The sequence below is a fragment of the Mycobacterium sp. SMC-21 genome (genome assembly GCF_045310825.1).
Taxonomy (GTDB): domain Bacteria; phylum Actinomycetota; class Actinomycetes; order Mycobacteriales; family Mycobacteriaceae; genus Mycobacterium.
In genome coordinates, this window is sequence record NZ_JBJIAO010000019.1 from 49,177 (window position 1) to 62,994 (window position 13,818).

The 13,818-nt window shown below is 66.9% G+C and carries 14 protein-coding genes; 5 read left to right on the top strand and 9 right to left on the bottom strand.

Annotated elements, in window-relative coordinates:
• The first annotated feature begins 10 nt into the window (after window positions 1-10).
• From ACJH6H_RS18445 to ACJH6H_RS18455, 3 genes are read left to right on the top strand one after another with little or no spacing between them, the layout of a single operon-like run.
• Window positions 11-286, top strand: a complete 276-nt coding sequence (locus ACJH6H_RS18445; RefSeq protein WP_212806877.1) for a sarcosine oxidase subunit delta — start codon at window positions 11-13, stop codon at window positions 284-286.
• Window positions 286-3,135 carry a 2Fe-2S iron-sulfur cluster-binding protein gene (locus ACJH6H_RS18450; protein ID WP_406775533.1) on the top strand — a complete coding sequence of 950 codons (2,850 nt, stop codon included), beginning with the start codon at window positions 286-288 and terminating at the stop codon, window positions 3,133-3,135. The genes ACJH6H_RS18445 and ACJH6H_RS18450 overlap by 1 nt, the downstream gene beginning before the upstream one ends.
• Window positions 3,128-3,712, top strand: a complete 585-nt coding sequence (locus ACJH6H_RS18455; protein WP_406775534.1) for a sarcosine oxidase subunit gamma — start codon at window positions 3,128-3,130, stop codon at window positions 3,710-3,712. The genes ACJH6H_RS18450 and ACJH6H_RS18455 overlap by 8 nt, the downstream gene beginning before the upstream one ends.
• A 367-nt stretch (window positions 3,713-4,079) precedes the next feature.
• Here the strand turns inward: ACJH6H_RS18455 and ACJH6H_RS18460 are convergent, their stop codons facing one another.
• The 3 genes from ACJH6H_RS18460 to ACJH6H_RS18470 are packed head-to-tail and all read right to left on the bottom strand — an operon-like array spanning window position 4,080 to window position 7,875.
• Window positions 4,080-4,712, bottom strand: coding sequence for an MBL fold metallo-hydrolase (locus ACJH6H_RS18460; protein ID WP_406775535.1), 633 nt, complete (start codon window positions 4,710-4,712; stop codon window positions 4,080-4,082).
• Complete coding sequence (locus ACJH6H_RS18465; protein ID WP_406775536.1) at window positions 4,709-5,794, bottom strand: S-(hydroxymethyl)mycothiol dehydrogenase; 1,086 nt, start codon at window positions 5,792-5,794, stop codon at window positions 4,709-4,711. Before ACJH6H_RS18465 ends, ACJH6H_RS18460 begins: the two co-directional genes overlap by 4 nt.
• A 32-nt stretch (window positions 5,795-5,826) precedes the next feature.
• Window positions 5,827-7,875: an FAD-dependent oxidoreductase gene (locus ACJH6H_RS18470; RefSeq protein ID WP_406775537.1), complete on the bottom strand. Its 2,049-nt coding sequence runs from the start codon at window positions 7,873-7,875 to the stop codon at window positions 5,827-5,829.
• Window positions 7,876-8,039: 164 nt separating this feature from the next.
• Between ACJH6H_RS18470 and ACJH6H_RS18475 the strand changes: the two genes are divergently transcribed.
• Window positions 8,040-9,437, top strand: a complete 1,398-nt coding sequence (locus ACJH6H_RS18475) for an L-serine ammonia-lyase (protein WP_406775538.1) — start codon at window positions 8,040-8,042, stop codon at window positions 9,435-9,437.
• Between the two features lie 27 nt (window positions 9,438-9,464).
• Window positions 9,465-9,704: a hypothetical protein gene (locus ACJH6H_RS18480; protein ID WP_406775539.1), complete on the top strand. Its 240-nt coding sequence runs from the start codon at window positions 9,465-9,467 to the stop codon at window positions 9,702-9,704.
• A 3-nt stretch (window positions 9,705-9,707) separates the two neighbouring features.
• Here the strand turns inward: ACJH6H_RS18480 and glmM are convergent, their stop codons facing one another.
• The 6 genes from glmM to ACJH6H_RS18510 all read right to left on the bottom strand — a co-directional run bounded on the left by glmM (window position 9,708) and on the right by ACJH6H_RS18510 (window position 13,811).
• Entirely contained in the window at window positions 9,708-11,045 is a 1,338-nt protein-coding gene (gene glmM / locus ACJH6H_RS18485) for a phosphoglucosamine mutase (protein ID WP_406775540.1), read from the bottom strand.
• A gap of 89 nt (window positions 11,046-11,134) precedes the next feature.
• On the bottom strand, window positions 11,135-11,575 hold the full coding sequence (gene rpsI, locus ACJH6H_RS18490; RefSeq protein WP_406775556.1) for a 30S ribosomal protein S9: 441 nt from the start codon (window positions 11,573-11,575) through the stop codon (window positions 11,135-11,137).
• A 29-nt stretch (window positions 11,576-11,604) separates the two neighbouring features.
• Window positions 11,605-12,048, bottom strand: a complete 444-nt coding sequence (gene rplM, locus ACJH6H_RS18495) for a 50S ribosomal protein L13 (protein WP_064859820.1) — start codon at window positions 12,046-12,048, stop codon at window positions 11,605-11,607.
• Between the two features lie 485 nt (window positions 12,049-12,533).
• Window positions 12,534-12,908: a hypothetical protein gene (locus tag ACJH6H_RS18500; RefSeq protein ID WP_406775541.1), complete on the bottom strand. Its 375-nt coding sequence runs from the start codon at window positions 12,906-12,908 to the stop codon at window positions 12,534-12,536.
• 97 nt (window positions 12,909-13,005) lie between these two features.
• A complete protein-coding gene (locus tag ACJH6H_RS18505; protein WP_406775542.1) occupies window positions 13,006-13,371 on the bottom strand; it encodes a hypothetical protein in 366 nt (121 codons plus the stop codon).
• Window positions 13,368-13,811 (bottom strand): hypothetical protein, encoded by a 444-nt coding sequence (locus ACJH6H_RS18510; protein WP_406775543.1) that lies wholly within the window; start codon window positions 13,809-13,811, stop codon window positions 13,368-13,370. Before ACJH6H_RS18510 ends, ACJH6H_RS18505 begins: the two co-directional genes overlap by 4 nt.
• Between the last annotated feature and the right edge of the window lie 7 nt (window positions 13,812-13,818).

Genomic DNA, 13,818 nt, shown 5'->3' on the forward strand with positions numbered 1-13,818 from the left:
AGGAGCCGCAATGCAACTCATCGACTGCCCGTGGTGCGGGCCACGTGAGGAAACCGAATTTCACTACGGCGGTCAGGCGCACGTCGCCTACCCCGAGGACCCGCAGGCACTGACCGACGAACAGTGGGCGCACTACGTGTTCTTCCGCGCCAACCCCAAGGGGCTGTTCGCCGAACGCTGGACCCACAGCGCCGGCTGCCGCCGCTGGTTCAATGCCATCCGCGACACCGCAACCTACCGATTCGACCGTGTCTACCGACTCGACGAGCAGAGGCCGACAATCTGATGAGCACCGCACTGCGCACCGAAACCGGCGGCCGTATCGACCGGGATACGGTGCACACCTTCACTTTCAACGACCGGGAGTACACCGGCCACGCCGGTGACACTCTCGCGTCGGCGCTGCTGGCGAACGGCGTGCATCACGTCACCTCGAGCATCAAGATGGGCCGGCCCCGCGGCTTCACCTCGGCGTGGGCCGAGGACACCGGCGGCCTGGTCCAGATCGAGTACCCCTTCCCCGAGCCCATGCTGCTCGCCACCACCGTCGACCTGTACGACGGACTCGTCGCACGAGGCATCCCCGGGCAGGGCCGGCTCGCCGAGATCGCCGACACCGCGCGCTACGACTCGACCCATGTGCACGCCGACGTCCTGGTCGCCGGGGCCGGCCCGGCCGGCCTGGCAGCCGCACTGACGGCCGCCCGCACCGGCGCCCGCGTCGTGCTGATCGACGAACAGAGCGAGGCCGGCGGTGCCCTGCTGGGCAGTACCGACACCATCTCCGGCCGCCCGGCACTGGAGTGGGTCGCCGACGCGGTCGCCGAACTCGCCACCTATCCCGACGTGTTGCACCTGCAGCGCACCACCGCATTCGGACACTACGACGACGGCTTTGTCCTTGCGCTGCAACGGCGTACGGACCACCTCGGCGCCGCGGCTCCCGCCGGCGCGAGCCGCCAGCGGGTGTGGCGGATCCGGGCCCGGCACGTCATCGTCGCCGCCGGTGCGCACGAGCGGCCGGTGGTGTTCACCGACAACGACCGGCCCGGCATCATGCTGGCCGCCGGTGCCCGCACCTTCCTGCACCGCTACGGCGTCAGGGTCGGCACGCAGGCCGTCGTGTTCACCACCAACGACAGCGCGTATCAGTCCGCGCTGGACCTGCACGACGCCGGCGTGGCGATCACCGCGATCGTAGATGCCCGCGACGCGATCGCCACCGACCTGCGCGAGACGTGCGCGGCCCGCGGCATCGAACTGCGGCCGGGGTCGGTCGTCAGCGGGACCCGCGGTGAGAACCGGGTCAGCGCCGCCGTCGTCACCGGCGCGGACGGCGCGGCCGAAGAGCTGGCGTGCGACGTGCTGCTGATCAGCGGCGGCTGGAACCCCGCGGTGCACCTCTTCAGTCAGGTGCGCGGGCCCCTTCGGTACGACGCCGCACTCGGTGCGTTCGTGCCGGGCGCCGAGCTCCATGAAGTGAGTGTCGCCGGCTCGGCCGCAGGCACCTTCAACCTGCCCGGTTGCCTGCGCGACGGTCGTGCGGCGGCCACTCGCGCCCTGGCCGGCCTCGGGCTCACCGCGGCAGCCGAACCGCTTGCCGGAGAATCGGATTCGATTCGGGCCACGGGTGCACCCCTGGTGCTGTGGCGGATTCCCGATGCCGACGGTGCCACGCAGTTCGTCGACGTCCAGCGTGATGCGACGGTGGCGGACCTGATTCGCGCGGTGGGCGCCGGCATGCGGTCGATGGAACACATCAAGCGCTACACCACCATCGGCACCGCGCACGATCAGGGCAAGACCTCGGGCGTCGTCGCCTCGGGCATCACGGCCGAGCTGCTCGGTGTGCCGGTGGCCGATCTCGGCGTCACCACCTTCCGGCCGCCGTACACGCCCGTCGCGTTCGCAGCCCTGGCCGGCCGCGACCGCGGGCGGATGTTCGACCCGGAACGCGTTACCGCCGTGCATGATTGGCACGTCGCTCGCGGCGCGGTGTTCGAGGACGTCGGCCAGTGGAAGCGTCCGCGCTACTACCCGCTGCCCGGCGAAGACATGGACACCGCGGTGCTGCGCGAATGTGCAGCTGCCCGAACAGGTGTCGGCATCCTCGACGGCTCGACGCTGGGCAAGATCGACGTCCAGGGCCCCGATGCCGGCGCATTCCTCGACATGCTCTACACGAACCTGATGAGCACGCTCAAGGTCGGCATGCTGCGGTACGGCGTCATGTGCGGCGTCGACGGCATGGTGATCGACGACGGCACCGTCATGCGCCTGGCCGACGACCGCTTCCAGGTGTTCACCACCACCGGTGGCGCCGCCCGCATCCTGGACTGGATGGAGGAATGGCTGCAGACCGAATGGCTGCACCTGCGCGTGCGCCTCACCTCGGTCACCGAGCAGTGGCACACCTTCCCCGTGGTCGGCCCGCGGTCGCGGGACGTCATCGGCACGGTGTTCCCAGGCGTCGACGTCAGCAATGACGCGTTCGGATTCATGGCGTGGCGCGACACCCAGATCGACGGAGTCCACGTGCGGATCGGCCGGGTGAGTTTCTCGGGCGAGCTGGCATACGAGGTCAACGTCATGGGCTGGTACGCAACGGCAGTGTGGGAGCGGCTGATCGAGGCCGGCGAACCGTTCGGCATCACGCCCTACGGCACCGAGACCATGCACGTGCTGCGCGCCGAGAAAGGTTACCCGATCATCGGCCAGGACACCGACGGCACCGTGACACCGCAGGACCTCGGGATGAACTGGGTGGTGTCGAAGAAGAAGCCCGACTTCGTCGGGAAGCGCTCGTTCACCCGCGCCGAGAACCTCAACCCGCTGCGCAAGCAGTTCGTCGGACTCCTTCCCGTCGACGCGCGGACCGTGCTGCCCGAAGGCGCCCAGATCATCGAAACCCCGGCCGACGGCACGTTGCCGCCACCACCGGTTCCGATGCTCGGGCATGTCACGTCGAGCTACCGCAGCGCCGAGCTGGGCCGCCCATTCGCGCTGGCACTGGTCAAGGGCGGCCACGCCCGCATCGGAGACACCCTCACCGTTCCGGTGGACGGCGCGCTGGTGGCCGTCGAGGTCACCGGTTCCGTCCTCGTCGATCCCGAAGGAGCACGCCGCGATGGCTGAAACCCTCACCCGCCGTAGCCCATTGCAGGGTTGGGCCGCCCAGTTCGCCGCGACGCCACCAGCGGCACGCCTCACCGAGGAGCCGTTCACCACCATGGTCGATCTGTGGGTCGACCCCGCCGGAGCCGGCGGCGCCGAAGCCGCCCGGCTCCTGGGCCTGGCCGCACTGTCGACGACACCAGGCACGTGTGTCAGCGGTCCGGACTCGACGGTGATGTGGTTCGGCCCCGAGGAGTGGCTGGTGACATCCACACAGCGCCACGGTGAGGCACTCGAGACACAGCTGCACGAGGCGGTCGCCGCGGCCGGCGGTGCTGCCGTCGACGTGTCGGCGCAGCGGACGAGCGTGCGCCTGCGCGGAGCCCATGCCCGCGACGTGCTGGCCAAGGGCTGCTCACTGGACCTACATCCGCGGGTTTTCGGTCCCGGTGCTGCGGCCCAGACGATGCTCGCCTTGGCGGCCGTCGTACTGATCCCCTTGGACGACAAGGGAACCGACTACCGGATCATCGTCCGCTCATCGTTCGCCGGGTACCTGGCCGACTGGCTGCTCGACGCGGTGGAGGAATTTGCCTGACGCAATACGCCGCAAGTGAGCTTGTGTTCGATCACAAGCTCACTTGCGGCGTATTTGTCGGCGGGGGCTGTCGCTGATCCTGCGCTGCGGGCGACAAATATCGAGTGACTAGAGCCCTGGCCGCAGAGTGAACCAGAACCGCCCATTCACCCTGCAACCACGGCGCAAAAAGCCGAGTACCGAGCACCGCTGGCGCGGAATCAATTTCGGTGTCGCTGATCCTGCAACCACGGCGCAACAGCCAGGGCGAAGCCCGCGTCAACGTCGACAGCCGCGGTGATCTCTCACGACGCCGCATCGAAAGTGAGCTTGTGCTCGAAGAATCGCAAGATCTTCGAGCACAAGCCCACTTTCGGCGTCGAGACAGTCAGTGCCCGCGCGCGATCCATTCCGCCAGGTGTGGCGCCTCGGAGCCGACCGTGGTGTGGTCGCCGTGGCCGGTGTGCACCCGGGTCTCCTCCGGCAGCGTCAGGATCGAATCCCGGATGGAGTCGATGATCGTCGGGAAATCGCTGTAGGACCGCCCCGTTGCGCCGGGCCCGCCGTTGAACAGGGTGTCTCCCGAGAACAGCGCACCGGCCTCGGGCAGGTACAAGCACACCGACCCCGGCGAGTGCCCGGGCGTGTGGATGACCTCGATCTCGGTACCCGCGACACCGATCCGCTGACCGGCGTCGAGGTTCCAGTACTTCTCGTCGGGATGGCTTGTCTGCCAGAGCATGTCGTCGCCGGGATGCAGCAGGATCGGGGCGTGCAACTCGTACGCCAACTCCGGGGCGACGGTCACGTGGTCGTTGTGCCCGTGGGTGACGACGACCGCCACCACGTTACGGCCGGCAACGGCGTCGACGATCTGGGGCGCCGTGTGGGCGGCGTCGACGATGACCACCTCCGAGTCATCGCCGATCACCCACACGTTGTTGTCGACGTCCCACGTCCCGCCGTCGAGGCTGAACGTCCCAGAGGTGACGACGCGGTCGATGCGGAGCTCGCCACTCACAGCACGACCACCGAGCGCAGCACGTTGCCGGCGTGCATGGTGTGGAACGCGTCCTCGATCTCGTCGAGCTTGATCCGCTCGGAGACGAAGCGCTCCAACGGGATTCGGCCCTGCTGGTAGAGATCGACCAGCATCGGGAAGTCCCGCTCGGGCAGGCAGTCGCCGTACCAGGAGGACTTCAGCGAGCCACCGTGGGAGAAGAAATCGACCAGCGGCATCTCCAGCGTCATATCCGGGGTGGGTACGCCGACGAGGACGACGGTGCCGGCGAGGTCACGGGCGTAGAACGCCTGCTTCCAGGTCTCCGGGCGACCGACGGCGTCGATCACCACGTCGGCACCGAACCCGCCGGTGAGCTCCTGCACCGCCTCGACGGTATCGGTTTCGGCGGCGTTGACGGTGTGGGTGGCGCCGAGTTCCTTGGCCCACTCCAGCTTTCGCGGATCCCGGTCGACCGCGATGATCTTGCCCGCGCCCGCCAGCCGGGAACCCATGATGGCGGCGTCACCGACGCCACCGCAGCCGATCACGGCCACCGAGTCGCCGCGGGAGACGTTGCCGGTGTTGACCGCCGCGCCGAGCCCGGCCATCACGCCGCAACCCAGCAGGCCGACCACCGCCGGGTCGGCGGTGGCGTCGACCTTGGTGCACTGTCCCGCGTGAACCAGGGTCTTGTCGGCGAAGGCGCCGATGCCCAGTGCCGGCGTCAGCTCGGTGCCGTCCTCCAGCGTCATCTTCTGGGTGGCGTTGAACGTGTCGAAGCAGTACTGCGGCCGGCCGCGCTTGCACGCCCGGCACTGGCCGCACACCGCGCGCCAGTTCAGGATCACGAAGTCGCCGACCGCGACCGATTCCACACCGGGCCCGACTTCTTCGACGATGCCTGCGGCCTCATGGCCGAGCAGGAAGGGGTACTCGTCGTTGATGCCGCCCTCGCGGTAGGTCAGGTCGGTGTGGCAGACGCCGCACGCCTGGATGTTCACCACCACCTCGCCGGGGCCCGGATCGGGAATCACGATGGTGGTGACCTCGACTGGAGCGCCCTTGGCGCGGGCGATGACACCTCGAACTTGTTGCGGCATGGAGATACTCCTTGTTGGTCAGGGGGTGGTTATCAGAGGACGAGGCAGAGCCGGAACGCGTCGTAGATCGCGGCGTGGATGTTGCGACTGGCGACGGCGTCACCGATCCGGAAAAGCTGGTAGCCGCCGTCGGCGTTGCGCATGACGGTCTGCGGCTGCAGGTTGAGCAGCGCCTGCTGGTCGACCTCGCCCAGGTTGGTGGAACCGGGGACCAGGCCGAAGTACAACTCGTCGGACGGCAGCGTGCCGTGTTCGACGACGACGTGGTCGACCATGCGCTGCCGCGTGGCATGCGCATACTCGTTGTACAGGTCCACTTCGAGCCGGCCGTCCTTGCGGCGCACCCCGGTCAGGCGCTCGTTGAGGGTGACGCGCACGTCGTGCTCGGCGAACACCTTGAAGTAGCCGGGGTAGTTCACGCCGCCGACGTCGGGCGCCAAAGTCCGCTCGGGGGTGACGAACTCGAGGTCGACGCCGGTCCGGGCCAGCACCTCGGCGGCATCCAGTCCGGGGTGGCCGCCGTTGTCGTCGTACAGCATGACCTCGCCGCGCGGATGTACCGCGCCGCACAAGACATCCCAACCGTCGGTGACGAGATTGGCGCCCTCGGTGAGGAATTCGGTGTTCGGCACGCCGCCGGTCGCGACCACGACGATGTCGGGGTTCTCGGCCAGCACCTCGTCGACGTCGACGTACCGGTTGGTGCGGATGTCGACCCCGAGCAGCTTGCACTCGTCCAGCCGCCACTCGATGATGCTGATGAGATCGCGCCGGCGCGGTGACGACGAGGCGATCCGCACCTGCCCACCGGGCAGGTCGGAGGCCTCGAAGACCACGACGCGGTGACCGCGCTCGCCGAGCACGCGCGCGGCTTCCAGTCCGGCCGGCCCGGCTCCGATCACCACCGCGGTCCGCGCCGGCCCGGAGGCCTTGTCGACGCGGTGTGGCAGCCGGTCCTCGCGGCCGGTGGACGGATTGTGCACGCACTTGGCGTCGCGGTTCTGGTAGATCTCGTCGAGGCAGTAGGTCGCGCCGACGCAGGGCCGAATCCGATCCTCCTCGCCCGCTTGGATTTTCGCGACGATGTGGGGGTCGGCGATGTGCGCACGCGTCATGCCGACGAGGTCGAGCAGGCCGTCGCGGATCGCGTGCCGGGCGGTGGCGACATCGTTGATGCGGGAGGCATGCATGACGGGGATACCGAGTTCCTTCTTGACCTGCCCGGCGAACGACAGGTGCGGCGCGACCGGGGTGCCCATCGGCGGGATGACGCGCGAGAGCGCCTCGTCGCTGGCCATGTAGCCCTTGATCACGCTGATGAAGTCGATGCCCTCGGGCACCAGGCGTTTGGCGATCTCGATGCCGTCCTCGTACTGCAGGCCGCCCGGCAGGTCCTCGTCGAGTGACATCCGGATGCCGACCGCGAAGTCAGGCCCGGCGGCCTCGCGCACCGCGCGAATCACCCTCAGTGGGAAGCGAAGTCGATCCTCCATGCTTCCCATGCCGTATTCGTCGTCGCGGTGGTTGGTCAACGGCGACCAGAACGCGTCGAGCAGATGGGTGTAGGCCTCGAGTTCGACGCCGTCCAGGCCGGCCGCGCGGCACCGCGCGGTGGCGTCGGCGTAGGCCTTGACGATGCGGTCCATGTCCCATTCCTCGGCAACCTTGGGGAAGGACCGGTGGGCGGGTTCGCGGATGGCGGACGGGTACACCACGGGCAGCCAGTCGCCGTCGTAATTGCTGGTGCGCCGGCCCAGGTGGGTGATCTGGCACATGACGGCGGCGCCGTTCTCGTGGACGCCGTAGGCCAGCTCGCTCAGCCAGGGCACGATCTCGTCCTTGTAGACGTGCAGATTGCCGAACGCAGAGGGGCTGTCGGGCGCGACCACCGCCGAGCCACCCATCATGGTCAGCGAGATGCCGCCCTTGGCCTTCTCCTCGTGATAGAGGCGGTAGCGGCGCTTGGGCATGCCGTCTTCGGTGTAGGACGGCTCGTGCGATGTGCTCACCACGCGATTGCGCAGGGTCAGGTTCTTCAGCCGGAAGGGTTGAAGGAGCGGATCGATGAGCTGATGCGCCATGGGCGAGTCCATTTCTTTCCGATGGTTCGGACGTGGTTCACACGGTGTCCGCGACCCCACAAGTACCGCTTGACCAGGTACAAATGCTGATCTACCGTATGTGACGTAACTAATATATCACTCGTCTATCAGCCCGTCTATGGACATCGAAAGGGGAAGTTCCGATGACCATCAGCGTGTTCGACCTGTTCTCCGTCGGCATCGGTCCGTCGAGTTCGCACACCGTCGGACCGATGCGGGCCGCGGCCCGATTCGTCGATGATCTGCACACAATCGGCGCCTTCGGCGGCACCGCCGGCGTGGCAGGCGTCCGCGTCGATCTCTACGGCTCGCTGGCGGCGACCGGAGCCGGCCACGGCACCATGACGGCCATCCTGCTCGGCCTCGAGGGCAACCACCCCGAGGAGATCCGCACCGATGTGATGGAACGGCGCGTCGAAGAGATGCGGGCCAGCGGCCACATCATGCTCGGCGGGCTGCGGGCGATCGCGCTCACCGAGGCCGACATGGTCCTGCGCCCGTTGACCGTGCTGCCCTTCCACCCCAACGGCATGACGCTGACCGCAGTCGACGCACACGGCGCCGAGTTGCACCTGCAGACCTACTTCTCCATCGGTGGCGGGTTCGTCGTCACCGAGGCCGAGAGCCTCGAACCCGACGCCCGGACCACCACGGCCCAGGCGCTGTCATTCGACTCCGCCAAGGAACTGCTCGAGCTCTGCCACCAACGTGATTGCCGCATCAGCGATCTGATGCTCGCCGTCGAATGCCAGACCCGCACCGCCGACGAGGTCCGGGCCCGGCTGCTGCACATCCGCGACGTGATGGTCGAGTGCGAAGTGCGCGGCATCGCGCGCGACGGTTACCTGCCCGGGCCCATGCGGGTGCGCCGCCGCGCCAGGGACTGGTTCGAGCGGCTCAATGCCGAGGACTGGAACAAACAGCCCGAATTCGCCGAGGACTGGGTCAATCTCGTCGCGCTGGCGGTCAACGAGGAGAACGCATCCGGCGGCCGGGTCGTCACCGCCCCCACCAACGGCGCCGCCGGTATCGTGCCCGCGGTGATGCACTACGCCGTGCACTACACCCGGGCCGGCCGCCGGGATCCAGATGGCACCGCGGTGCGTTTCCTGCTGACCGCGGGAGCCATCGGTTCGCTCTACAAAGAGCGCGCGTCCATCTCCGGCGCCGAGGTCGGCTGCCAGGGCGAGGTCGGTTCGGCGGCGTCGATGGCGGCAGGCGCCCTCGCCGAAATCCTCGGCGGCACACCGAAACAGGTCGAGAACGCCGCCGAGATCGCGATGGAACACAGCCTCGGCCTCACCTGCGACCCCATCCAGGGGCTCGTCCAGGTGCCGTGCATCGAGCGCAACGCGATCTCGGCCGGCAAGGCCATCAACGCGGCCCGCATGGCACTGCGCGGCGACGGCGCCCACTACGTCTCGCTGGACCAGGTCATCGAGACCATGCGGACAACGGGCGCCGACATGCTGTCGAAGTACAAGGAAACCTCTACCGGCGGCCTCGCGGTCAACGTGCCGGTGAACTATGTCGAATGCTGAATCATGTTGCTGGAGAGGGAGACAACGATGCACCTTGATTGGTACGACCGCGGCATCCTCACCTTCGTGTTGGGCTGCGCGCCGGGTGCGGAACCACCCAACGACGCGTCCCTGGCCCGGTTCGGCATCACCACACCGCGCGTGATGCGCCGGTTCGACGCCGTCCTCGACGCCGTCCGGTCACACCAGTTCCCGCTCGATGACGCCGATCTGACGCTCGTCCACCAGGCCGTCGACTATCGCGACCACATGCCGCGCACCGGATAGGCGCTAGGGCTGTTCGCTGACCGACTCGGCGACGCGGAACGCCACCATCCGCGCCGTGTCCTCGTCGGCGGCTTCCACCATGACCCGGACCACCTGTTCGGTTCCGGAGGGACGCAACAGGATTCGGCCGGTGTCACCGAGTTCGGCCTCGGCTTCCGCGACCGCGGTCTGCACCGCCGGCGCCTGGGCCACCGTGGCCTTGTCGGCCACCTCGACGTTGATCAGCACCTGCGGCAACGTCTTCATGGGCGCACACAGCTGCGCCAGGTTCGACCCGGTCTGCGCCATGCGCGACATGAGCCGCAGTCCGGTGACGATGCCGTCGCCCGTGGTGCCCAGCTCGGGCATCACGATGTGGCCGGACTGCTCGCCGCCGAGCGAGAACCGTCCCGCGCGCAGCTCTTCGAGCACGTACCGGTCCCCCACGCCCGTCGTGCGCACCTCGATGCCGGCCTCGCGCATCGCCAGGTGCAGGCCGAGGTTGCTCATCACGGTCGCCACCAAGGTGTTCGAGACCAGCTCGCCGGCGTCGCGCATGGCCAGCGCCAGCACCACCATGATCGCGTCACCGTCGACGAGGGCGCCCGACGCGTCGACGGCCAGACAGCGGTCGGCGTCGCCGTCGTGGGCCAGGCCCAGGTCGGCGCCGTGGTCGATGACGGCCTGCTGCAGCTGCGCCATGTGGGTGGAGCCGCAGCCGTCGTTGATGTTGAGGCCCGTCGGCTCGGCGTTGATCGCTATAACTGTGGCTCCGGCCGCTCGATATGCCTGCGGGGCGGCCGCCGAGGCGGCGCCGTTCGCGCAGTCGACGACGACCGTCAGTCCGGCCAGCGGCGCGACCGCGGCCTTGGCGGCGTGGGTGAGGTAGCGGTCCAGTGCGTCGGAGGCGTCGAGCACGCGGCCGATGCCGGCGCCCGTCGGCCGGGTACCCGGACCGGCGGCCACCAGTTCGGCGATGCGGTCCTCGGTGTCGTCATCGAGCTTGTGCCCGCCGGTACCGAAAATCTTGATGCCGTTGTCCGGCATGGGGTTGTGCGAGGCGGAGATCATCACGCCGAGCTGCGCGTCATACGACGCCGTCAGGTACGCCACCGCGGGGGTCGGCAGCACGCCGACCCGCAGCACGTCGACGCCCTCGCTCGTGATGCCGGCGATGACCGCGGCCTCCAGCATCTCGCCACTGGCCCGGGGATCTCGTCCGACGACTGCGACGCAACGGCCGGCGCCGGAGGTCGAGCAGAGCCGGCGGGCGGCAGCTGAACCCAGCGCCAACGCCAACTCCGCGGTCAGATCACGGTTTGCGACGCCACGGACGCCATCGGTGCCGAACAGCCGACTCATGAACCTTCTTTCGTCCTTCAGATGACCCCATGAAACGCCGAAGGCGGGCGTGTCCAGACTGCGACACGCCCGCCCACGAGCAGAAACGATCAGCGCTTGCTGTACTGAGGCGCCTTGCGGGCCTTCTTGAGGCCGTACTTCTTGCGCTCGATGGCACGCGGGTCACGGGTCAGGAACCCGGCCTTCTTGAGTGCCGGACGATCCTCGGGCTGAACCAGGATCAGCGCACGGGCGATGGCCAGACGCAGCGCGCCGGCCTGGCCCGAGGGGCCGCCACCGTCGAGGTGGGCGTAGATGTCCACCGTGTCGACGCGGTCGACGGTCACCAGCGGGGCCTTGATCAGCTGCTGGTGCACCTTGTTCGGGAAGTAGTCCTCCAGGCTGCGGCCGTCCAGGTTGAACTTGCCGGTGCCGGGCACCAGGCGAACGCGGACGACGGCCTCCTTGCGGCGGCCAACGGTCTGGATCGGACGGTCGATGTAGACGGGCTCGCGGGGGGCCGACTCTTCGGCCGCGTCGAACTCGGTCACCTCGGCCACTTCAGTCACATCAACTTCAGTCACTGGGCCACCTGCTTGATCTCGAACGGAATCGGCTGCTGCGCGGCGTGCGGATGATCAGGACCCGCGTACACCTTCAGCTTCTTCTGCACCTGGCGCGACAGCTTGTTGTGCGGGAGCATGCCGACGATCGCGTTCTCAACGGTGCGGGTCGGGTGCTTCACCAGCTGTTCGCCGATGGAGCGCTTGCTCAGACCGCCCGGGAAACCCGAGTGACGGTAAGCAAACTTGTCGGTGAGCTTCTTGCCCGACAGGGCAATCTTCTCGGCGTTGATGATGATGACGAAGTCACCCTCATCGGAGTTGGGCGTGAACGTCGGCTTGTGCTTGCCGCGGAGCAGCTTGGCTGCTTCCACGGCGAGCCGGCCGAGCACCACGTCTTGGGCGTCGATGACGTACCACTTACGCGTGGTGTCACCCGCCTTCGGCGTGAATGTAGGCACAGCTATACCTCTTCTTCTCGGGTTGAGTCCCGGTGCTATCCGGGTGCCGGTCAAGTACGCGACCTGCGATTTCCCGGCGACCGACGGTGACCCGGGAAGCATTGGCCTGACGGCCTGCAGCGCACCAACGTGGGAGCTTACCCGGGTGCGTCACCGCAGGTCAAAACGCGCAGCGGGTCAGGATCGCCACCACTCGACGTCGACGGTTTCCCCAAAGCCTCGCCCGTGTGATCTGAAACCGCGCACCACGAGCGGCGACTACGCTAATGCGAGCCAAGAGCCGTCCGCGGTCCGTTCCAGGCCTAAGACCTTCTCGGTGTATTCCACATTCGGCCAGCTAGTGGCGAGCGTGGCAGGTCGGTCGAGTGCAGAGAGGGTCGGGCATACGCCCGGGATCATTGACTCATGTTCGGGTCTAACGCAATTGGACGCCGAGGCGTAGTTGCGGATGCCCCGCCACCGCCACATTGGCGGTCTCGGCCTTTTTACTCAGTCGCAGCCGCTGGAGGATGACGCTCCGTGTGCAGCACAGTGAAGGGCCAAATGATCTCGCCGGCGCCACTCACCACGACTCCGATTGGGTCATTCATACCTCTGAGGATCCTGTCGAGCAGCTCGGCATTGATCTCAACGGGCTCGTCATAAGCGTCATAGGAGAACTGGAGAGGAGTATCCGGCGGGCACCACAGCGAACTCGTTGGCAGCGGCTCCCCCGCGTTACCTGTTCCACCGAAAAATGTAATGAAGAAGCCCTGCCCTTGACGAAACTTCTGGAACGCTGCGGTTTGCAGATGGGCCATGAGGTAGTTGCCGTTGACGAGGTTCAGCACTTCGTGCCCACCCTGCCTGAGCTTCGCCATTCAGCAACTCCCGTCCCAATGAGTGTCCATCACGCATCGTCTACCTGGTCCAGCCTGGTGAGGAGTTAGGTTTGTTCTCTCCAGGGCCCAGCAGCTACTAGAACCCGGACGCAAAGAGCATTTCGGATCGATAGCTAACCGTCACGGTGCGTGACTCGTCGAGCACAGGCGATCGATTCGGCTCCACGTCGTGGAAGCCCTTCCAATCAACACAAAGTGTGATCAGGTGCCGTGCACGGTCAACATCGGCGACGACGGCAGTACTGACGAAATCAGCTGAGGGATCGTCATCAGGTTGGATCACAGTGACGACGTCGCCAACGGAAGGGATAGCAGAAGCGTCGCGGAAACGGGCGACGTACATCTCTGGGTTCCAATTATCCCCGTGGTAGGCGTTCGGGTTCACCTCAACCCGGATGTTGAGCGTGCTTTCGCCTGCCTTGATCGTTACTGGCGAGCTCATGACCGCATCCTAATCTTCTCGTCACCGAACAGCACCGCCAAATCCGTCACTCTCTCAAGATCGATCGCGTCCTTCCCAAGAGGAATGTCGTAGTGATCGTCAGGCGGCTCATTCAGTATCAACTGGAAACCGGCATCAGTAAGTTCCGACTCCGTTACAAGGCAGTACCACTTGAATCGCCGATATTCAGCGGCGTGCGCGGTTAGTCGATCTACAAGGTCGGCGATGGTTTCACCTTGGGTGTACGTCAGGGCAAAGACTGAGATGCTGTAGTACTCGGGCTGTATTCCGTCGTGCAGGGATGTCTCGATCACGAACCCATCAGAAGCGTCTTTGAGCAGGCGCTCTTCATCCCAACTCCACAGCCTGATAACGAGCTTCTCCCCCCAGCACAGTTGAATTGGCCGCGTACGGCGCTCAACAGCACAAAACTCAACCACCGGGAGG